Annotated in this window: 20 protein-coding genes and 1 other RNA gene; 10 read left to right on the forward strand and 11 right to left on the reverse strand. The window is 32.2% G+C overall.

Annotated features, from left to right (window positions below; genetic code table 11):
* Window positions 1-20: 20 nt before the first annotated feature.
* Window positions 21-2,471, reverse strand: coding sequence for an endopeptidase La (gene lon / locus IEV77_RS10915; RefSeq protein WP_188464642.1), 2,451 nt, complete (start codon window positions 2,469-2,471; stop codon window positions 21-23).
* 293 nt (window positions 2,472-2,764) lie between these two features.
* On the opposite strand from lon, the gene IEV77_RS10920 reads away from it, so the two are divergent.
* From IEV77_RS10920 to IEV77_RS10935, 4 genes are read left to right on the forward strand one after another with little or no spacing between them, the layout of a single operon-like run.
* On the forward strand, window positions 2,765-3,328 hold the full coding sequence (locus tag IEV77_RS10920; RefSeq protein WP_188464644.1) for an RNA polymerase sigma factor: 564 nt from the start codon (window positions 2,765-2,767) through the stop codon (window positions 3,326-3,328).
* Between the two features lie 10 nt (window positions 3,329-3,338).
* Window positions 3,339-3,905, forward strand: coding sequence for a hypothetical protein (locus IEV77_RS10925; RefSeq protein ID WP_188464646.1), 567 nt, complete (start codon window positions 3,339-3,341; stop codon window positions 3,903-3,905).
* Window positions 3,883-4,986 (forward strand): hypothetical protein, encoded by a 1,104-nt coding sequence (locus IEV77_RS10930; protein WP_188464648.1) that lies wholly within the window; start codon window positions 3,883-3,885, stop codon window positions 4,984-4,986. Before IEV77_RS10925 ends, IEV77_RS10930 begins: the two co-directional genes overlap by 23 nt.
* 22 nt (window positions 4,987-5,008) lie before the next feature.
* Window positions 5,009-5,722 carry a head GIN domain-containing protein gene (locus IEV77_RS10935; protein WP_188464650.1) on the forward strand — a complete coding sequence of 238 codons (714 nt, stop codon included), beginning with the start codon at window positions 5,009-5,011 and terminating at the stop codon, window positions 5,720-5,722.
* Window positions 5,723-5,779: 57 nt separating this feature from the next.
* On the opposite strand, the gene IEV77_RS10940 is transcribed toward IEV77_RS10935, so the two are convergent.
* The gene (locus IEV77_RS10940; RefSeq protein WP_188464652.1) at window positions 5,780-7,087 is read right to left on the reverse strand and encodes an MFS transporter; all 1,308 of its coding nucleotides are present in this window, start codon (window positions 7,085-7,087) and stop codon (window positions 5,780-5,782) included.
* Window positions 7,088-7,164: 77 nt separating this feature from the next.
* Window positions 7,165-7,995, reverse strand: a complete 831-nt coding sequence (locus IEV77_RS10945) for a M48 family metallopeptidase (protein ID WP_188464654.1) — start codon at window positions 7,993-7,995, stop codon at window positions 7,165-7,167.
* 154 nt (window positions 7,996-8,149) lie between these two features.
* Here IEV77_RS10945 and msrB point away from each other — a divergent pair, with 154 nt between their 5' ends.
* From msrB to lpdA, 3 genes are all read left to right on the forward strand, one after another.
* Window positions 8,150-8,626, forward strand: a complete 477-nt coding sequence (gene msrB / locus IEV77_RS10950) for a peptide-methionine (R)-S-oxide reductase MsrB (RefSeq protein WP_188464656.1) — start codon at window positions 8,150-8,152, stop codon at window positions 8,624-8,626.
* Window positions 8,627-8,696: 70 nt separating this feature from the next.
* The gene (locus tag IEV77_RS10955) at window positions 8,697-9,251 is read left to right on the forward strand and encodes a DUF1572 family protein (protein ID WP_188464658.1); all 555 of its coding nucleotides are present in this window, start codon (window positions 8,697-8,699) and stop codon (window positions 9,249-9,251) included.
* Window positions 9,252-9,531: 280 nt separating this feature from the next.
* Entirely contained in the window at window positions 9,532-10,908 is a 1,377-nt protein-coding gene (lpdA, locus tag IEV77_RS10960) for a dihydrolipoyl dehydrogenase (RefSeq protein WP_188464660.1), read from the forward strand.
* Between the two features lie 121 nt (window positions 10,909-11,029).
* Here lpdA and aroQ read toward each other — a convergent pair whose 3' ends face one another.
* The 4 genes from aroQ to IEV77_RS10980 form a co-directional block, all read right to left on the reverse strand.
* Window positions 11,030-11,455 (reverse strand): type II 3-dehydroquinate dehydratase, encoded by a 426-nt coding sequence (gene aroQ, locus IEV77_RS10965; protein ID WP_188464662.1) that lies wholly within the window; start codon window positions 11,453-11,455, stop codon window positions 11,030-11,032.
* Between the two features lie 98 nt (window positions 11,456-11,553).
* Window positions 11,554-12,192: a porin family protein gene (locus tag IEV77_RS10970; protein WP_188464664.1), complete on the reverse strand. Its 639-nt coding sequence runs from the start codon at window positions 12,190-12,192 to the stop codon at window positions 11,554-11,556.
* Between the two features lie 164 nt (window positions 12,193-12,356).
* A complete protein-coding gene (locus tag IEV77_RS10975; protein WP_188464666.1) occupies window positions 12,357-12,947 on the reverse strand; it encodes a hypothetical protein in 591 nt (196 codons plus the stop codon).
* Window positions 12,948-13,184: 237 nt separating this feature from the next.
* Window positions 13,185-13,796, reverse strand: coding sequence for a hypothetical protein (locus IEV77_RS10980; protein WP_188464668.1), 612 nt, complete (start codon window positions 13,794-13,796; stop codon window positions 13,185-13,187).
* Window positions 13,797-14,017: 221 nt separating this feature from the next.
* Between IEV77_RS10980 and xerD the strand changes: the two genes are divergently transcribed.
* A complete protein-coding gene (gene xerD, locus IEV77_RS10985) occupies window positions 14,018-14,914 on the forward strand; it encodes a site-specific tyrosine recombinase XerD (protein WP_188464670.1) in 897 nt (298 codons plus the stop codon).
* 85 nt (window positions 14,915-14,999) lie between these two features.
* Window positions 15,000-16,160 (forward strand): PAS domain-containing sensor histidine kinase, encoded by a 1,161-nt coding sequence (locus IEV77_RS10990; protein ID WP_188464672.1) that lies wholly within the window; start codon window positions 15,000-15,002, stop codon window positions 16,158-16,160.
* Window positions 16,161-16,199: 39 nt separating this feature from the next.
* Here the strand turns inward: IEV77_RS10990 and rny are convergent, their stop codons facing one another.
* From rny to IEV77_RS11010, 4 genes are all read right to left on the reverse strand, one after another.
* Window positions 16,200-17,774 carry a ribonuclease Y gene (gene rny / locus IEV77_RS10995; RefSeq protein ID WP_188464674.1) on the reverse strand — a complete coding sequence of 525 codons (1,575 nt, stop codon included), beginning with the start codon at window positions 17,772-17,774 and terminating at the stop codon, window positions 16,200-16,202.
* 51 nt (window positions 17,775-17,825) lie between these two features.
* Window positions 17,826-17,953, reverse strand: a non-coding RNA gene (gene ssrS, locus IEV77_RS11000) — 6S RNA.
* 50 nt (window positions 17,954-18,003) lie between these two features.
* Window positions 18,004-18,297: a cell division protein ZapA gene (locus IEV77_RS11005; RefSeq protein ID WP_188464676.1), complete on the reverse strand. Its 294-nt coding sequence runs from the start codon at window positions 18,295-18,297 to the stop codon at window positions 18,004-18,006.
* A gap of 17 nt (window positions 18,298-18,314) precedes the next feature.
* Window positions 18,315-18,605: a hypothetical protein gene (locus IEV77_RS11010; protein ID WP_188464678.1), complete on the reverse strand. Its 291-nt coding sequence runs from the start codon at window positions 18,603-18,605 to the stop codon at window positions 18,315-18,317.
* A gap of 175 nt (window positions 18,606-18,780) precedes the next feature.
* Between IEV77_RS11010 and IEV77_RS11015 the strand changes: the two genes are divergently transcribed.
* Window positions 18,781-20,469 (forward strand): M23 family metallopeptidase, encoded by a 1,689-nt coding sequence (locus tag IEV77_RS11015; protein WP_188464680.1) that lies wholly within the window; start codon window positions 18,781-18,783, stop codon window positions 20,467-20,469.
* Window positions 20,470-20,480 lie beyond the last annotated feature (11 nt).

A 20,480-nucleotide genomic window follows, 5' to 3' on the forward strand; every position in this document is an offset into this window, starting at 1 on the left:
TCTTTTTCAAGACAACTCGCTTAGAGTTCCTTTGCATTTACCACTTTTTGATTTGTGAGAGCTAGTTTAATAACATCACTCATATCTGTAACATAATGAAAAGTTAAACCTTTTACATAATCTGGTTTTATCTCTTCTATATCTCTTCTATTTTCTTCACAAAGTAAAATTTCTTTAATTCTTGCTCGTTTCGCCGCTAAGATTTTTTCTTTTATCCCTCCAACAGGAAGCACTTTTCCTCTTAAGGTGATTTCTCCAGTCATAGCAAGACTCTTCTTTACTTTTCTTTGTGTAAATAAAGACACCAATGAGGTAAGCATCGTAACTCCTGCACTTGGTCCATCTTTAGGAGTTGCTCCTTCTGGTACATGAATATGCACATTGTATTTTTCGAAAATATCTGGATCTAAACCTAAATCTACTGCGTTAGATTTAATGTATTCCATGGCAATAGTAGCAGATTCTTTCATAACAGTTCCTAAGTTACCTGTTATGGTTAACGTGCCCTTCCCTTTAGATAAAATAGATTCAATAAATAAAATATCGCCTCCTACTCTAGTCCAAGCTAATCCGGTAACGACTCCTGCTACATTATTATTTTCGTATTTATCGCGTTCCATTTTTGGTCCGCCAAGAACTTCTATAATATCTTCGTTTGATATTTTAATATGATATTCTTCCTCCATGGCTATATTTTTAGCCGCATAACGTACCATTTTGGCAATTTGCTTTTCTAAACCACGAACTCCAGATTCTCTAGTATAACCCTCTACTATTTTTTCTAATTGAGGTTTCGCTATTTTTAAATGAACATCTGTTAACCCGTGTTCTTTTAATTGTTTTGGAAGTAAATGGCGTTTCGCTATTTCAACTTTCTCTTCAATAGTATAACCTGTAACATTAATTATTTCCATTCTATCTAGCAAAGCAGGCTGAATGGTAGACAAGCTATTACACGTAGCTACAAACATTACTTTAGACAGGTCGTAACCCATTTCCAAGAAATTATCATGAAACTCACTGTTTTGCTCTGGATCTAAAACTTCTAACATGGCAGAAGAAGGATCTCCTTGATGCGAATTGGAAAGTTTATCAATTTCGTCTAAAACAAACACCGGATTAGAAGTTCCTGCCTTTTTTAAACTTTGAATAATACGTCCCGGCATAGCACCAATATAGGTTTTTCTATGACCTCTAATTTCAGCTTCATCACGCAGACCACCTAAAGAAACACGCACATATTCTCTTCCTAAAGCTTCAGCAATAGACTTCCCTAAAGACGTTTTACCAACTCCTGGAGGGCCGTAAAGACAAAGAATTGGCGATTTCATATCGTTACGCAATTTAATAACTGCTAGGTATTCTATAATTCGTTTCTTAACATCATCTAACCCATAATGATCGCGATCTAAAATACGCATGGCACGTTTTAAATCGAATTTATCCTTACTGAATTCATTCCACGGTAAATCCAGGAATAAATCTAAATAATTACGTTGAATGGAATAATCGGCAACTTGCGGATTCATACGTTGCATTTTAGCTATTTCCTTATTGAAATGTTCCTCTATATCTTTATTCCACTTTTTAGACTTAGCACGAACTTTCATTTCTTCCAACTCTTCATCATGACTCACGCCTCCCAATTCTTCTTGAATGGTTTTCATTTGTTGGTGAAGGAAATATTCACGTTGCTGTTGGTTCATATCACTTTGAACCTTTAATTGAATATCGTTTTTAAGTTCTAATTTCTGAAACTCAACATTCATAAACTTTAAGGTTGCCAAAGCTCTTTCCTTTAAGTCGTTAATTTCCAGTAAAGATTGTTTCTCTTTAACAGAAAGATTCATGTTAGACGACACAAAATTGATTAAAAACGAATTACTTTTAATATTCTTAATCGCAAAAGAGGCTTCACTAGGAATGTTTGGGCTTTCTTTAATAATTTCAAGCGCTAGATCTTTAATAGAATCAATAATGGCTTCAAATTCTTTATTTTTTACTGCTGGTCTAACTTCAGGAACTTCACTAATAGTTGCCTTTATATATGGCTTTTCAGTAAGTACTTCCCCAACTTTAAATCTTTTCTTTCCTTGAATAATAACGGTTGTGTTACCATCAGGCATTTTAAGAACTCGTAATATTCTTGCAACAGTTCCAGTTTGATGAATGTCTGCAGCCGTTGGATCTTCTACTTCTTCGTCTTTTTGTGCCACGACTCCAATAACTTTACTTCCCTTATTGGCATCATTTATTAACTTGATAGATTTGTCTCTACCAGCGGTAATAGGAATAACCACTCCTGGAAATAAAACCGTATTTCTTAAGGATAAAATAGGTAAGGATTCAGGTAATTCTTCGTTTGTTATTTTCTCTTCATCTTCAGGTGTCATTAATGGAATTAATTCTGAATTTTCATCAAAATCTTGAAATGACAAACTGTCAAGGCTAAATAAATTTCTTTTCTTCATATATATTATTAAGTCATTCTGTCATTAATTATCTCAAAAACAGAATTTATATCTTATTAAATCTTTAAACTTTAAACACTACAACTCTAAGAGTTAGCAAATTAACAAACCTTAGAGTTATTAATTCTATTAGAAAGTTCAATTAATATGCCATACTTTATATTCGTATTTAAAATTGAGTAGCATTCCAATTAATATACAAACTTATCATTTTAAAAAAAAATGAAATATTTTTTATGCAAACTGTAACACTTTATCTTTATCATCATCTATATACTAACAAACCGTATTAATTGACACTAACCACAAAAAATATTGAGCAGCTCATTGCCCTTTGTAAATCTGGAAACCAGCTTGCGCAGTTGGAAATTTATAACAGATATTATAAAGCCATGTTTAATGTAGCTTATAGAATTGTAAAAGATCGTTTTGAAGCTGAAGACGTGATGCAGGAAGCTTTTCTGTTAGCCTTTACAAAACTAGAAAACCTGCAGGATGTTTCAACATTTGGGGCTTGGTTAAAACGAATTGTTATTAATAATAGTATTTATCATTATAGAAAAAATAACAAATACGATACGATTTCTTTTGAAGATATTCAATACAAAATTGAAAATGAAGATCAAGGGATTCCTAATGACTATGAGTTTACTAATTTAAAAGCCAAACAAGTGCTCGAGACCTTAAAAGCTTTAAAAGAGAACTATAGAATTACGTTGACCTTGCACTTAATTGAAGGATACGATTATGAGGAAATTTGCAACATTTTAAATATTAGCAATGCTAGTTGCAGAACCACAATATCAAGAGCTAAAGAAAGTTTAAGACAAAAATTACAACCCCTAGTATCACATTAAAACACCACGTATGAACAAAGATAACCTAGATAAATTATTTGATGATCTACAGGATGCATTTAATGTTGAAGAACCTAATTCTGGACACACGAAGCGTTTTTTGGATAAGTTAAATGCGAATGCCAATCCTGTAGGAACTTCAAGAGGTTCTAAAATAATACACTTATGGAAACCCTTGGCTGGAATTGCTGCAACTCTTGTTTTAATTTTAACCTTGGTTATAGCTAACAAGCCACAAAACGAAGTAAGAGATCTGGCTAATGTATCTCCTGAAATGGAAAAAACACAAAGTTTTTTTACAAGCACCATTTCTGAAGAATTAAAGAAACTGGAAAGCGAATCAAATCCAGAGACTAAAATGATCATTAAGGATGCCTTAATTCAAATTAAAAAACTGGAAATAGATTATGAAAACCTTAAAGTGGATTTAACAAAAAGTGGTGATGATAACCGAGTGATTTTTGCCATGATAAAAAACTTTCAAAACCGAATAGATATTTTACAAAACACACTAATAAACATAGAAAACATTAAACAACTTAACAACGTAAATTATGAATACAATTCAAATATATAGACTATTAACTCTCTTTTTGCTTTTACCAATTATCGGTTTTGCAACAACGGAGATTGAGGTAGATTCAATAACTAAAGAGAAACACACCAAAGAAAAGATTATAAAAAAATCTTATAACGTGTCGACTAATGCTACTTTAAAAATAGATAACAGCTATGGGAATTTAGACATTGTTACTTGGAATGAAAATAGAATAGAAATTGTTGTAACCATTACTGTAAAAGGTAACGACGAAGAAAAGGTGCAACAAAAACTAGACGACATTTCGGTAGATTTTAGTGGAACGAACAGTCTTGTTTCTGCTGAAACAATTTTCAATAAATCCAAATCCAATTCTTGGTGGAATTGGAGTGGCAATAACAATGTAAACATGAGCATCAATTATGTCGTTAAAATTCCTATTACGAATTCTATAGATTTAAGTAATGATTACGGGAACATTAATGTAGGAAAGCTTGAAGGTCGTGCAACTATTAGTTGCGATTATGGAAAAATTACTACCAAGGAATTGATGGCTGACAACAACAAAATAAGTTTCGATTATACTTCTAATTGTTATTTTGAATATATTAAAAGTGGCGAAATAAATGCTGATTATAGTGGCTTTACTGTAGCAAAAACTAAAAACATTAAAATTAATGCTGATTATACCTCTTCTATTATAGAAACTGCTGAAGACGTAAATTATGTTTGTGACTATGGTTCAGTAAAAATTAATAGAGCGAATAACATTGTTGGGAATGGCGATTATTTAACTGTAGTTATTGGTGATGTTTATAAAAACGTAACACTTGAAGCCGATTATGGCTCCATAAAAATTGAAAACATGACAGAAAAAGCAGGCAATGTAACGATTGAATCAGACTACACAGGAATTAAAATTGGCCATGCTCCTACTTACAATTTTAATTTTGACATCCATTTAGAATATGCTTCTTTAAATGATAGTGGCTTTGAATTCAATAAAAAACGTGAAGAATCTGGAGAAAAATATTATGCTGGTTATTATGGCAGTTCAAATTCAGGGAACCTTATAAAAATAGAATCAGACTACGGAAGTGTGACATTCAATAAAAACTAATCAATTAAAACTATATTACATTATGAAAAATTTAATTCTTATCGCAGTCATACTTATTTCAAGTATTGGATATGCTCAAAAAGTAAATGGTAATGGAAATTTAACAACCATTACAAGAACAACAGGAACTTACGATGCAATTTCATGTTCTGGCTCTTTCGATTATATTTTAGTAGCCGGAACTGAGGGAACCATAACTCTTGAAGGTGAAGAAAACTTACTCCCATATATTATTACTGAAGTAAAAGGGAATAAGTTAATAATTAAACAAAAAGACAAAGCTAATTTAAGAACGAGTATCAATAAATCTATAAAAATAACCATTCCGTTTACAGATATTAGTAGTGTTTCACTTGCTGGATCGGGAGATTTATGGAATGAAGATCTTATTTCTGCTACCAAATTTGAAGCGTCTTTAGCTGGCTCAGGAGATGTTACCTTAAATATTAAAGCTAATGCTGTAATAGGAAGCTTAGCTGGTTCTGGAGATTTATCTCTAAAGGGAGAAACAGATAGTTTAGAGGCTAATGTCTCTGGTTCTGGAGATTTTGATGCCTCTAAGTTGGAGTCTAACCATACAGATGTTTCTTTGGCTGGTTCTGGAGATGCTGATGTTGTAAGTAACAAATCTTTAAAAGCTAGAGTTACAGGATCTGGAGATATCGAATATAAAGGAAACCCCGAAACAGAAGACACAAAAGTAGCTGGTTCTGGGAGTATAAGTAAGGATAACTAAGACTATTATTTTTAATAAAAAGCCTCTCATTAAATTAATTAGTGAGAGGCTTTTTATTTATTTTTTTAATTTAATATTTTCTTTAGGAACTCTAAATAATAAAATGATACCTATCAAAAAGAATACAAATAAAAACAAAATGGCATTCCGCATACTTCCGGTAATCTGATCTATCGTTGCAAAAATAACCATCCCGATAACAATCCCTATTTTCTCTGCCACATCATAAAAACTAAAAAAGGATGTTGTATCCTCCGTTTCAGGTAAAAACTTAGAATAGGTCGATCTAGCCAAAGCTTGAATACCTCCCATAACCAAGCCTACAAAACCTGCTGTAATATAAAAATGAACTGGTGTTATCACAAAATATGCTGCAAAGCAGAGGAACATCCACATAAAATTAACCACAATCAGTGTTTTTATATTTCCAAATTTTTCAGAAGCTCTAGAAGTTAAAATCGCTCCAAAAATGGCTACAATTTGAATAACTAAAATACTTACTATTAAACCCATGGTTTTTTCATCATTGTCTGCCCACGCTATTTCTTCTTCACCAAAATATACAGCAATTAACATAATGGTTTGAACAGCCATACTAAACACGAAAAAAGCGGCTAAATAACGCTTCAATCTTAAGTCTTTTTTAAGTTGATTCCAAACTTGACGTAGCTCTCTAAACCCATTAAGGATGACGTTTCTTGTAACCTTCTCTCCAGTTGAAACCCCTTTAGGCAAAATGTAAAAAGTATATTGACTAAATAAAATCCACCAAATACCTACCATAACAAAGGACCAACGCATCATTGCCATTTTAGCTTCGCCAGTTTCTTGGCTCATAACCATGGCTAAATTGATGATTAGTAAAATAACACTACCAACATATCCAAACGAAAATCCTTTAGCACTTATTCTATCTTGCTGTTCTGGAAAAGCAATATCCGGTAAGTATGAATTATAGAATACCAAACTTCCCCAGTAGCCAATTAAACCCATAAAATAAAATACCAAGCTAATGTAAATATGATCCAAACTAAACCAAAATAAGCCAATGCATCCAAGACCTCCAACATAACAGAAAAACTTCATAAAACCTTTCTTATTCCCAATATAATCGGCTATTCCAGACAATAATGGCGACAAAATAGATACTACTAAAAAAGTAAAGGCCGTTACAAATGTTATTAATGCAGTGCTTTTAAATTCAAACCCAAAAGCATTAATGTGTTTTATTTCACTAAAAAATAAGGCAGAATAAAATATGGGGAAAATTGATGATGCTATTGTTAAGGTGTAAACTGAATTTGCCCAATCGTAAAATGCCCAAGCATTCAGTAATTTTTTGTTTCCTTTTTCAAGTTTTGCCATAAAATATTTTTAAATAAAAAAGCTGTTCTTATTAAGAACAGCTTCGAAAGTAAGTAAATAATTTAAATTATTTCTTTTTAAAATTTTGTTATTGGTCTAAAAGATGTCACTCCAAACTTTTTAGCCTCAGCTTCTGCCATAGGGACCATCTCCGTAATAGCTTGAATTCTAGAAGCATTAGATGGGTGCGTACTTAATAATTCTGGTGGTGCATTGCCTCCACTGTTTGCCTCCATACGTTTCCATAATTCTGCCGCTTCCGTTGGATTGTAACCAGCCATTGCCATTAAAATCAAACCAACTTCATCGGCCTGAGATTCATGACTTCTACTAAAAGGTAACATCACTCCTACTTGAGATCCAATTCCATAATACTGATTAAATGCGGCTCTATCATTATCGTTTTGAATAGCGACATTTCCAGCTAAAGCAACGCCTTGTTGGATATAATCTGCACTCATACGTTGTTGACCATGATTAGCAAGCGCATGCGCCACTTCATGCCCCATAATGGCAGCAACTCCAGTTTCACTTTGAGCAATTGGAAGAATTCCTGTGTAAAAAACAATCTTACCTCCTGGCATACACCAAGCATTAACTGTATTATCGTCTATAAGCGTATATTCCCACTTATAATCCTTTAAATAACCCTCATAACCATTGGCATTTAACCAACGTTCCGCAGCTACTGAAATTCGCTGTCCAACTCTTGTTATCATTTCAGATTGTGCCGTTCCAGTAATAACCTTACTTTCAGAAAGCACTTGATCATATTGCTGAAAAGCAGTTGGAAATAATTGTGAATTTGGCACCAAAGCCATCGTTTGTTTTCCCGTAAATGGATTTGTGGAACATGCCATGACAAGCAATAACAGCGCAACCAAACTTAGTATGTTTCTTAATTTCATGTTTAATATTTTATCAGAATAAAAAATTATAAAAAATCCAACCTTACGATGTAAAACGAACATTTTTCTATAATTAGTCTATTTAGTTTCAATATGTAAAGTTAATTAAGTTTCACCGACTAAAACTTCACAAACGATAATTTATTTAATCCATATGAAAATTTTAATAAGTATTATTTTAGTTATAAGCATGCAAAGTTGCATTGGTCAAGAAAACAGTAAAAGCTCGCAATATGATTCTTTTAAAGTTACCAAAACAAATGCTGAATGGCAGGAACTTTTGAGCCCTGAAGCCTATTACGTTTTAAGAGAATCTGGAACAGAAAGGGCTTTTTCAAGTCCATTAAACAATAATGAAGTTATTGGAATTTACGAATGTGCAGCTTGTAAGACTCCCTTATTTAAAAGTGAAAATAAATTCGATTCTGGAACGGGATGGCCTAGTTTCGATCAAGAAATAGTTGGTAATGTAGCTTATTCCAAAGACGGAAGCGCCTATTATGGTTTTGAAGAACATTGTGCCACATGTGGTAGCCATTTAGGGCATATATTTAATGATGGTCCTAAAAACACGACAGGAAAAAGACATTGTATTAATGGTGTGGCTCTTAATTTCGTCCCTAAAAAGTAACTGAAGTAAAATATTGTTATTTTTAGAATTTAGTTATTGAAAACAGGAAGTTACTCCTTATTTTTAATCAATGGAAAACACTTTTATAACGGCTATTAAAAAGCAATTTGATTATTACAAATTAGTTGGAGACAAAACGTTCGATCAATTAACTTTTAAAGAGCTTATTTGGCAACCAAATGATACATCTAATAGCATTTCTGTTATCGTGAAACATATGGTTGGAAATATGTTTAGCCGTTGGACAAACTTTCTAACTGAGGATGGTGAAAAATCATGGAGACAACGAGAGCAAGAATTTCAACCAAGCTATAAAAATAAAGAAGAATTAGTAGTGGCTTGGGAAAGTGGCTGGAACTGTTTATTTGAGGCCATTTCGCCTTTACAAGACCAAGACATGTCTAAAATAGTTTATATTAGAAATGAAGGACATTTAGTTTCTGAGGCTATTTTTAGACAATTGGGTCATTATCCATATCATATTGGTCAAATAGCCTATCTAGGGAAACTTCAAAAAGGTGATGCTTGGAAATCTTTATCCATCCCAAAAGGACAATCTACATCTTACAATAAAGATAAGTTTAGTCAAGATAAGGAAAGACCGCATTTTACCGATAATCTTTAGTTGATTATTCTCTCGCAAAGTGGCGGAAATGCAAAGCTTAGGTTGAAGTTGAAGTTGAAGTTGAAGTTGAAAACTAAATTTTAATCAATGACTGGATACTAGATACTGAATACTGCGACTGCGACTGCGACTGCGACTGCGACTGCGACTGTAATCAAAGAATAAAATCCGTCTCTCGATCTAATACATGTCATTAAGTCTATTTTCTCAATCATCATTTGTTATATGAAATTTACTTTTTGTACCTTTGTAGCTTCAAAAAACGACTAAAAAATATACGATGAGTAAATACGATATTATTGTTCTTGGAAGTGGTCCTGGTGGCTATGTTACTGCAATTAGAGCATCTCAACTAGGTTTAAAAACTGCAATTGTTGAAAAAGAAAGTCTTGGTGGCGTGTGTTTAAATTGGGGTTGTATTCCTACAAAAGCACTTTTAAAGTCTGCTCAAGTTTTCGAATATTTAAAACATGCTAACGATTATGGCCTGTCTGTAAATGAATTCGATAAAGATTTTAGTGCCGTTGTAAAACGTAGTCGCGGCGTTGCTGAAGGCATGAGCAAAGGTGTTCAGTTTTTAATGAAAAAGAACAAAATTGACGTTATTAATGGTTTTGGAAAACTTAAACCTGGAAAGAAAGTTGAAGTTGACGGAAAGGAATATAGCGCAGATCATATAATTGTTGCAACTGGAGCCAGATCAAGAGAATTACCTAGTTTACCACAAGATGGTAAAAAAGTAATTGGTTATAGAGAAGCTATGACTTTAGCCGAACAACCAAAGAAAATGATTGTTGTTGGTTCTGGAGCTATTGGCGTTGAATTTGCTTATTTCTACAACTCTATGGGAACAGATGTAACCATTGTTGAATTTTTACCAAATATGGTTCCTGTTGAAGATATTGATGTTTCTAAGCAATTAGAAAAAAGCTTTAAGAAAAGTGGTATCAAGATCATGACCTCTGCTGAAGTTACTAAAGTAGATACTTCTGGTAAGGGTGTAAAAGCAACAGTTAAAACGACTAAAGGAGAAGAAGTTCTTGAGGCTGATATTATTTTATCTGCTGTTGGAATTAAATCTAACATTGAAAATATTGGTTTAGAAGATGTTGGTATTGCTGTAGATAGAGATAAAATACTAGTAAATAATTATTACCAAACAAACATTCCTGGTTATTATGCTATTGGAGATGTTACTCCTGGTCAAGCTTTAGCTCACGTAGCTTCTGCTGAAGGGATTTTATGTGTTGAAAAAATTGCTGGTATGCACGTAGAAGCATTAGACTACGGAAACATACCTGGTTGTACCTATGCATCACCAGAAATTGCGAGCGTTGGTTTAACTGAAAAACAAGCAATAGATAAAGGATACGAAATTAAAGTTGGAAAATTCCCCTTCTCTGCTTCTGGAAAAGCAAGTGCTTCTGGAGCCAAAGATGGTTTCGTAAAAGTAATATTCGACGCAAAATATGGCGAATGGCTAGGTTGCCATATGATTGGTGCTGGCGTTACAGATATGATTGCTGAAGCTGTTTTAGGAAGAAAACTAGAAACTACTGGACACGAAGTATTAAAAACGGTACATCCACATCCAACCATGAGTGAAGCTGTTATGGAAGCAGTTGCTGATGCTTATGGTGAAGTGATTCACTTGTAAAAGCCCATCCTAACCTTCTAGAAGGGAAGAAACTTTCACTCTGATGAATAAAAAATAATTATAATGCAAAATGCGATTCTAACGAATCGCATTTTTTATTTAAATGAATATGAAACTTTAATTAAAGAGGATTTAAAAAACTTTGTATGCCCAATTCATAACTTTGAAGACCAAAACCTACAATTATCCCTTTGGCGTGAGGAGCCACAAAAGATTGATGTCTAAAATCTTCACGGTTAAACGTATTGGAAATATGGACTTCTACAACAGGCGTTTCAATACCTGCAACAGCATCTCCAATTCCTACAGAAGTATGTGTGTAAGCCGCAGCATTTAATATAATACCTTCATAACTAAAACCTGCTTCATGAAGTTTATCAATAATTTCACCCTCAATATTGGATTGAAAATGTTCTAATGATACGTTTGGATATTTTTCTTTTATGGTTTCAAAAAATTCATTAAAAGTTAAACTCCCGTAGATTTGAGGTTCACGTTTTCCTAATAAATTTAAATTTGGACCGTTAATAATGATGATTTTTTTCATCTTAAATAATTTATTCTAATTTATAGTAAAGGTATCAAAAATTAAGGCATAAAAAAACCGAAGCATAGCTTCGGTTTTTAATACAATATCTGGATTGTTTAAAACATGAATCCAACTCCAAATTGCCAAACAGAATTCTTAGCATCTACATTTTCAAAAATGGTATTCTCTTCAAAAATATTTGTTAAACCTAAGTTATAACGCCCATTCACAAAAAAACCATTGTCAAACTTATAGCTAACACCAAAGGCTACACTTGTATCGAAATCTTTAACATAAGAATCTTCATCATTGATTTCTATGTCTCCGTCATCAGAATTTGGTTGAAAATCGAACTCTTCATGAATTTTAAATCCAAATTGAGGACCAACTTCCAAACTCAAGCCTTCAACTAAATATGCTTTTAATAAAACAGGAACTTGAATGTAATCTAATTGATATTCGATGTTCTGATCTGTATCAAAAATATTGTCTTGATCTATTTCTTTAACATCAAAACCTTGTCCTGAATAAAACACCTCTGGTTGTAACGATAATCTGTCAGAAATTGGAATTTCTACTACAATACCAGCATTAAAGCTCGTTCTAGATTTCACATCTCCCATATCGTCTCCAATTATTTTGGTTAAATTGACGCCACCTTTAACCCCAAACTGAATCTCCTTGGAGTCCGCTTGCGCATGAATCATGCTTATACTAAAAATAAATAACCCTGATAATAAAACTAATTTTTTCATATGTTTTGTTTTTTATGATTTATAATCTTACTGCAAAAATTGTATATTTTTAGGGAGAGGATTGACTGATTTAAAAATAAAAATGACGCATTCAAAATGTATTAAAAAGAAAAAACCGAAGCTATTAGCTTCGGTTTTTTTATAATGATTTGTTTTCTAAAATGTTAAAAGCCAAATTCTACTCCAACATTGAATGAGTTAAATCCGCTAGTTGTATAAATGTTATTAGTATAATTACCATTATTTATAGATTTGTAATCTGAACCTCCAGAAATACTTTGGAAAGAAGCAATTAAAGCAACTGGTCCTAAATCAAAACCAAATTTAGGTCTTGCATAAAAACCTGTTTTAGCATCTCCTGCAACATTAATACCTACACCTAAATCTAAACCTCCAAAAAACTTGTGGTCTGAAAAGTAATATCTAGCAGAAGCTGCTATTGGAATAAAAGAAGCATCTTGGTAATCTGCTATAAAAACATTTCCATTATTAGAATAAGAATAACTATTGTTTCCAATAAAATGCGTGTATCCTGCTAATCCACCAACCTCAAGGTTATCAATAACTTCAAACAAATAAGCACCATCAAAACCAAAATTAAAGGCAGAGATATCACTTGTTGTACTTAATGGTAAACCTATGTTAGCACCAACATAAAAACTACCAGATTCCGCTTTTTGAGCAAAATCATCTTGTGCATTCATTGATACAAATCCGAAAACTGCAATTGCAATTGTTAAAACTATTTTTTTCATCTTAATTAAATTTATTTTAGATTTTAAATTTTAACAAATATATGAAATGTATTAATTTAATTGAATAAAAAAGACCGAAACAAATAGCCTCGGTCTTTTTTATATTATTTAATGTATTTATCACTTAGAACATAAATCCAATTGATACTTGAAATCCAGCATTATGTTTATTAAAAACTAATCATTTTATGAATCTGTTACATCAAAATCATTTATATCATATGGTATTATTTAATGTTAGAAACCGTATTCAACTCCAAAGTTGACAGATTTAAACCCATTTAGTTCATAGACTTGGTAACCATTTGAATTATTATAGTTTTGTCCACCCGAAATACTTTGGAAAGAAGCAATTAAAGCAATTGGACCTAAATCAAAACCAAATTTTGGTCTTGCGTAAAAGCCTGTTTTAGCGTCGCCAGCAACATTAATTCCAACACCCAAATCCAAGCCTCCAAAGAACTTATGATTCCCAAAATAATATCTTGCTGAAGCTGCAATAGGAATAAAAGAAGCATCTTCAAAATCAACGTAAACGAAGTCTTCATAATCATTATCATACGAAGCATAAGAACCTTTAGCAATATATTGAGTATACCCAACAAGACCACCTACTTCTAAATTCTCTATTACTTCGAACAAGTAAGCAACATCAAAACCAAAATTAAAAGACCCATAATCTCCACCATTATTATCATTATAATAATAATTATCATTAATTAAAGAGAATCCTATATTAGCACCAACATAAAAACTACCAGATTCAGCTTTTTCAGCAAAATCATCTTGGGCGTGCACATTTGTAAATCCGAAAACTGCAACTGCAGCCAATAAAATTAATTTTTTCATAATTGTTTAAGTTTTAATTGATTACAACAAACTAAATACTTTTTTTTCTATTAATTAACAAAAAATTAAATTTTATTAACAATTTAATAAACAAATACACATAATCGCTTGTTATTCAGTTGATTAAAATTATAGTTATTAACAAATAGTAATTAATTATATCTCGATTTGAATTCAAAATAGTTGTACCAAGCTCCATTTTTTAATTTATTTTTGTACTAATGAAATGGGAACACGCTTTAAAGGATTATAAATTATATCTAAAAATTGAAAGAGGTTTGTCCATTAATTCCATTAACAGCTATGCTTTGGATGTAAAGAAGCTTATGGAATTCCTGGAGTTTAATAACATAAACACATCCCCTATTTCCATTACTAAAGAAACACTTCAGCAATTTATATACGACATCGCCAAGGTTGTCAATGCCAGAACACAATCTAGGATAATATCAGGTTTACGGAGCTTTTTTAATTATCTGATTTTTGAAGATTACAGAACAGATAATCCCTTAGAATTAATTGAATCGCCTAAGATTGGCAGAAAGCTTCCAGACACTCTCTCAATAGAAGATATCAACCGATTAATAGAAGCCATCGATTTAAGTAAACCGGAAGGCGAACGCAATCGGGCTATCCTGGAAACTCTTTATAGTTGTGGATTAAGAGTTAGTGAATTGACGAATCTAAAAATTTCAGATTTATTTTTTGAAGAAGGTTTTATAAAAGTTACTGGAAAAGGAGATAAGCAACGCTTTGTTCCTATTGTAGATTCAGCACAGAAATATATTATTATATATAAAGACAGCGTTCGAAATCAGCTTTCCATCCAGAAAGGTCATGAAGACACTTTATTTTTAAATAGAAGAGGAAAACAACTAACTAGAGCCATGATTTTTACAATTATTAAGCAACTAGCTGTAAAAATTGATTTAAATAAAACCATTTCACCACATACCTTAAGACATTCCTTTGCAACACATTTGTTGGAAAATGGAGCCGATTTAAGAACCATACAGCTTATGTTAGGCCATGAGAGCATAACAACTACCGAAATATATGTACATGTTGACAAAAGTCATTTAAAGAATGTCCTTCATACATTTCATCCAAGAAAATAATTATTTTACCGATTTATTTTGCGTTTTGGCGGATTATTGTATTTTTGTCTTCCCCTCTTAAAATTTATCCCAGAACATTTGACCTATGAATAGTATTTATAATTCATCAAATACGGAGTTTAAGAACTCTAAAGAGCAAAACTCTCTTTTTAAGAACCTAACCTATCAATTTGCATTAGACAGTTCCAATATTGGCGTTTGGGAATGGGACGCTAGTACAGATAAAGTATACTACTCTAAATTAGCTAAACACAATTTGGGTTACTCTGAGTTTGAAGATTTACCAGAATCACATTGGAGTAAACGTGTACATCCAGACGATATTTTGTCGCTTAATAAAAGTTTAGATACTCATATAAAAAACAAAACACCACAATATAAAAGTGAACATCGATTATTGCGCAAGGATGGTTCTTACAGGTGGTTTTCAGATTGTGGTAAAATTATTGAACGTGATGATTCTGGAAATCCTTTAAGAGCTGTTGGAACTTTAACTGATATTACGGAAAGAAAAGAACACGAGAAGACTTTAACTAATAATTTAGATATTATTACAGGTCAAAACAAAAAACTAACAAACTTTGCACATATTGTTACTCACAACTTAAAAGAGTACGCAGGTAATTTTGAAAGTTTACTGCAATTTTATGACGAAACTAACGATGCGAGTGAAAAAGCTGAGTTAGTGGATCATTTAAAGACTGTTTCCTCTTCCTTAAGTAGAACTATAAATAGTTTAAATGAAATTGTTTCTAAACAATCCCTAAAAAAAATTGATCGTAACCAGATTAATATTTATAATCAAATAGAAGAAACAGTAAAAATTCTGGATCTGGAGATTTCTAGTAAAAAAGCCGTAATCGTTAATAATGTCAATAAAGATATTAGCATTCATGCAAATTCGGCATATCTAGAAAGCATTATTCAAAATTTAGCTTCAAATGCCTTAAAATATTCCCATCCTGACAGAACACCTTTAATTTCTATTGATTCTCATATCTTTAACGATGGTCTTCTAATGATTACTGTCACAGATAATGGAATAGGTATTGATTTAGACAAACATGGTAAAGATCTTTTTGGTCTCTACAGAACGTTTCATGGGAATGAGGATGCTGAAGGTGTTGGTTTATATCTTACAAAAAGCCAGATAGAAATTTTAGGGGGAAATATTTCTGCTAAAAGCACATTAAACGTAGGGACGACCTTTACAATAACTATGGGAACACAAAAAAAACCAGCTTAAAGCTGGTTTTTTTTTGATATTATATTATTAAAATTACTATTACTTAGCAATATTAACAGCTCTAGTTTCTCTAATTACAGTAACCTTTACTTGGCCTGGATAAGTCATATCTGTTTGGATTTTTTGAGATATATTAAAGGATAAGTCTGATGCATTTTGATCTGATACTTTTTCGCTTTCAACTATCACCCTCAATTCTCTCCCTGCTTGGATGGCGTATGCTTTTTTAACACCACCAAAACCAAAGGCTATATCTTCAAGATCTTTTAAACGTTGTATATAACTATCTAATACTTGACGTCTAGCTCCTGGACGAGCTCCAGAAATAGCATCACACACCTGAACGATAGGAGATAATAAAGATGTCATCTCTATTTCATCGTGATGGGCTCCAATAGCATTACAAACATCTTCTTTTTCACCATACTTTTCAGCCCACTGCATTCCAAGAATTGCGTGTGGTGTTTCCATATCTGCTTCTGCATCTGGCACTTTACCTATATCGTGTAAAAGTCCGGCACGTTTAGCCATTTTAGGGTTTAATCCTAATTCAGCAGCCATGATACCACAAAGTTTTGCAACTTCTCTTGAGTGTTGTAATAAGTTTTGTCCGTAAGACGAACGATATTTCATTCTACCTACCATTTTAATAAGTTCTGGGTGTAGATTATGAATCCCTAAATCGATGATGGTACGTTTACCAACTTCAATAATTTCCTGTTCAATCTGTTTGGTTGTCTTTTTAACAACTTCTTCAATTCTGGCTGGATGTATTCTTCCATCAGTCACTAATTTGTGTAATGACAGTCTAGCAATCTCACGTCTTACAGAATCGAAACAAGATAAAATAATAGCTTCTGGAGTATCATCAACTATAATCTCTACTCCTGTTGCTGCTTCAATAGCACGAATATTTCGTCCTTCACGACCAATAATTCGTCCTTTCACATCGTCCGATTCAATATTGAAAACAGACACACAGTTATCAACCGCTTCTTCTGTTCCAATACGTTGAATGGTATTAATAATAATTTTTTTAGCTTCTTGTTGTGCAGTCAGTTTGGCTTCTTCCAAAGTATTTTGTACAAAAGACATGGCATCACTTTTCGCTTCACCTTTAAGAGACTCTATTAATTGCGACTTAGCTTCTTCGGCAGATAAACTAGAAATTACTTCTAATTGTTCTATCTGGCTTTTATGTAGCCTGTCTAATTCGACTTGTTTTTTATCAAAAATATCGACTTTATAACTGTAATCTTTTATTTTATCTTCTAAACTTTGGTTGAGTTTGGCACTTTTGGAAAGCTCACTAGAAACCTGAGATTCTTTATCTCTAGTACGTTTTTCGGCTTCTGCCATTTTTTTATCTCGAGAGTTGATAACTTTTTCATGCTCAGATTTTAATTCAATGAATTTTTCTTTAGCCTGAAGCATTTTATCCTTTTTAAGGCTTTCTCCTTCACTATTTGCTTCCTTAAGAATGGCTGCTGCCGATTTTTTAGCACCTTTTATAAGTTTAGATGCATTATTTTTTTCTAAGGCTTTTGCAATGATGAAACCAATAATGATTCCAAGCAAAACGCCACCTATAGTTAATATAATTGAGTTTTCCATGTTAGTTTGTTTGTGTATAAAAAAAAAGCCTACACTAGTTCGTTTTGTAATAAACTCCTTATAACAAGTTTAGGGCTAACAAACGGATCAAGTATCTGCTCGAGATACTGAAATAAATCAGCACTAGCAGCTCGCTTTTACAGTTCAAACTCACCCTTTTTAAAGAATTAATGTTGAGTTTCAAAAAATTAACTAATGTAGGCAGTAACCTTACTTATTTTAAAGAACGTTAAGAGTTTAAATGCAGTTCTAACATATTGTTTAAAGCCGTTAGCTTGTCTTCAACATGGTCACTTACATTTTCTTTATCTATTGATTTTTGTTCTACTTGAGATGCAAATTGTAGGGCACACATGGCCAAAACGTCTTGTTTATCTCTCACAGAATAACTTTGCTCAAATTGAGTAATCATTGACTCAATATTTTTTGCCGCCTTACGCAATCCTTCTTCCTGACTAGGTTGAATAGTTAAAGGATATACTCTGTTAGCTATGGATAGCTTTATTTTAAGCTGATCTGACATTGAGTTTCGATGTTACATTATTCGGATAATTGCGCAATACAATAGTCAATTTCCCTAATTAATGTGTTTATTTTAAGCTTTGTTTCTCTTTTGTTTTCATCACTACCTAGCATTGTATTTGCAATTTTGAGTGCTTCGTATTTTTCTTCCCAAGAAACTATAATTTGCTGTTGGTTAAGAAACTCTTGTTTAGAAGCGTGCAACTCTTTCTCTAATTTTAAGTTCGTTTGTTCTACAAGCGCTATTTGCTGTAAAACTTTACTTACTTTTATTTCAAGAGCGTCAACAATTTCTTCTATTTTACTCATTTACTATATACAATACTTATGAGACAAAGTTAACATACCTTCGTATAAATTACAATAGTTTTGACATAAAATTTATAAAATGTTCTAAATGCCTGATTTTAATGTAAAATATCCATGCAATATATGTTTTGTAGATTACGTTCAAATTAATAATTTTGCTAGAATTATTTGATATATGAGATTTTTATTACCCCTTTTCATTTTTGTTGGTGCCATAGGTTATGCACAAGATTATTATCCAAAAGATTACTTTGGTAGTCCTTTGGATGTTACTCTTGTTTTGTCTGGTTCTTTTGCAGAGTTGCGTTCCAACCATTTTCATTCTGGATTAGACATCAAAACAGAACAACGTGAAGGTTTAAAGGTTTATGCTGTAGCTAGTGGTTATGTAAGTCGTATTAAAATCTCTACGTTTGGCTATGGAAAAGCACTATATATCACGCATCCAAATGGTTACACAACCGTTTATGCGCATTTGCAGAAATTCTCGCCAGAAATAGAAACTTATATTAAAAAAATACAATACGAAAAAGAATCTTTTGAAGTTGAAGTTTTTCCTAAAACCGAAGACCTAATTGTTGAAAAAGGTGAATTTGTTGCTTTAAGTGGAAATACTGGTGGATCTGGTGGTCCTCATCTTCATTTTGAAATTAGAGACAATAACGAAAGACCTATAAATCCGTTGCTTTTTGGAATTGATATAAAAGATACCACCTTACCAGTTATAAAGGAGATTTACGCATATCCTTTAGGTAGGGATTCCTATGTAAATAAATCGAACGAAAAACAAAAACTAAGGTTAATCTCACTTCCAAATGGCGATTATACAGTTGAAAACATTCAGGCTTTTGGACAAATTGGTTTTGCCATAGAATCTACAGACAGACAGGATTTAGCATACAACAACAACGGCGTTTACAACATTCAAACTTTTTTTAATGGTAATAAAAAAATTGAAATTGATTTTAGCCGTTTTTCATTTGATGAGACAAGACATCTTAATCGATTTATAGATTATGGCCATTTTCAAACTAAAAAAGAAAGACTCCAAAAGCTATTTATTGAAAAAGATAATCCTTTAAGTTTATTTCAAGAATCGGATAACAATGGGTTTATAAAGGTGGAAGACAGCACGGCTTCAGTTTTTAAAGTCGCTGTAAAAGATTTTAAAAACAACACGGCTTGGTTAACCATAAATATTGAAGGTAAAAAAGAGCAAGACATTAAAATTAAAGACTCTTTTGTTTCTTCTTATTATATATATGCAGATAAAACAAACGAACTACTGTACAAAAATATCTCGGTAGAATTCTTTCCAGACACATTTTATGATGATTTTTACATGGATTTTTCTGTTTCTAACGACACTATAAAACTTCATGAAGATACCGTTCCAGTTAAAAAGAACTTTAAAATAACATACGATATCAGTAATTATTCTGAATCTGATGCAAGTAAACTCTATATTGCAAGACTTGTGGGTTATAAAAAATATCCTTGGTATTCCAGAACCACCAGAGAGAATAATTTAATTTACAGCATCACTGACGATTTAGGAACTTATGCACTGGTAGCCGATAAAGTAGCCCCAACCATTAGACCCATTAATTTTAAGGAAGGTCAATGGCTAAGTAAATATCGTTATTTAAAAATAAAAATTGACGATGAAGGTTCTGGTATTTCAAATTATCGAGCAACTATTAATGGAAAATGGATTTTAATGGACTACGATTATAAAACTAAAACGCTTGAGTACGATTTTAACGACGAACTAATAACAGAAACAAAAAATAATTTAAAAGTAATTGTTACTGATAATGTTGGAAATAATTCTACTTTTGAAACTACTTTTTATAGAAAATAAATAATTGACCT

It is taken from the genome of Xanthomarina arctica (genome assembly GCF_014638915.1).
Classification (GTDB): domain Bacteria; phylum Bacteroidota; class Bacteroidia; order Flavobacteriales; family Flavobacteriaceae; genus Xanthomarina; species Xanthomarina arctica.

Bases quoted from the DNA above. Each gene is read 5' to 3' on its own strand.
- lon (WP_188464642.1), bottom strand. From the start codon at position 2,471: ATGAAGAAAAGAAATTTATTTAGCCTTGACAGTTTGTCATTTCAAGAT.
- IEV77_RS10925 (WP_188464646.1), top strand. From the start codon at position 3,339: ATGAACAAAGATAACCTAGATAAATTATTTGATGATCTACAGGATGCA.
- IEV77_RS10930 (WP_188464648.1), top strand. From the start codon at position 3,883: ATGAATACAATTCAAATATATAGACTATTAACTCTCTTTTTGCTTTTA.
- IEV77_RS10935 (WP_188464650.1), top strand. From the start codon at position 5,009: ATGAAAAATTTAATTCTTATCGCAGTCATACTTATTTCAAGTATTGGA.
- IEV77_RS10940 (WP_188464652.1), bottom strand. From the start codon at position 7,087: ATGGCAAAACTTGAAAAAGGAAACAAAAAATTACTGAATGCTTGGGCA.
- IEV77_RS10945 (WP_188464654.1), bottom strand. From the start codon at position 7,995: ATGAAATTAAGAAACATACTAAGTTTGGTTGCGCTGTTATTGCTTGTC.
- msrB (WP_188464656.1), top strand. From the start codon at position 8,150: ATGAAAATTTTAATAAGTATTATTTTAGTTATAAGCATGCAAAGTTGC.
- IEV77_RS10955 (WP_188464658.1), top strand. From the start codon at position 8,697: ATGGAAAACACTTTTATAACGGCTATTAAAAAGCAATTTGATTATTAC.
- lpdA (WP_188464660.1), top strand. From the start codon at position 9,532: ATGAGTAAATACGATATTATTGTTCTTGGAAGTGGTCCTGGTGGCTAT.
- aroQ (WP_188464662.1), bottom strand. From the start codon at position 11,455: ATGAAAAAAATCATCATTATTAACGGTCCAAATTTAAATTTATTAGGA.
- IEV77_RS10970 (WP_188464664.1), bottom strand. From the start codon at position 12,192: ATGAAAAAATTAGTTTTATTATCAGGGTTATTTATTTTTAGTATAAGC.
- IEV77_RS10975 (WP_188464666.1), bottom strand. From the start codon at position 12,947: ATGAAAAAAATAGTTTTAACAATTGCAATTGCAGTTTTCGGATTTGTA.
- IEV77_RS10980 (WP_188464668.1), bottom strand. From the start codon at position 13,796: ATGAAAAAATTAATTTTATTGGCTGCAGTTGCAGTTTTCGGATTTACA.
- xerD (WP_188464670.1), top strand. From the start codon at position 14,018: ATGAAATGGGAACACGCTTTAAAGGATTATAAATTATATCTAAAAATT.
- IEV77_RS10990 (WP_188464672.1), top strand. From the start codon at position 15,000: ATGAATAGTATTTATAATTCATCAAATACGGAGTTTAAGAACTCTAAA.
- rny (WP_188464674.1), bottom strand. From the start codon at position 17,774: ATGGAAAACTCAATTATATTAACTATAGGTGGCGTTTTGCTTGGAATC.
- IEV77_RS11005 (WP_188464676.1), bottom strand. From the start codon at position 18,297: ATGTCAGATCAGCTTAAAATAAAGCTATCCATAGCTAACAGAGTATAT.
- IEV77_RS11010 (WP_188464678.1), bottom strand. From the start codon at position 18,605: ATGAGTAAAATAGAAGAAATTGTTGACGCTCTTGAAATAAAAGTAAGT.
- IEV77_RS11015 (WP_188464680.1), top strand. From the start codon at position 18,781: ATGAGATTTTTATTACCCCTTTTCATTTTTGTTGGTGCCATAGGTTAT.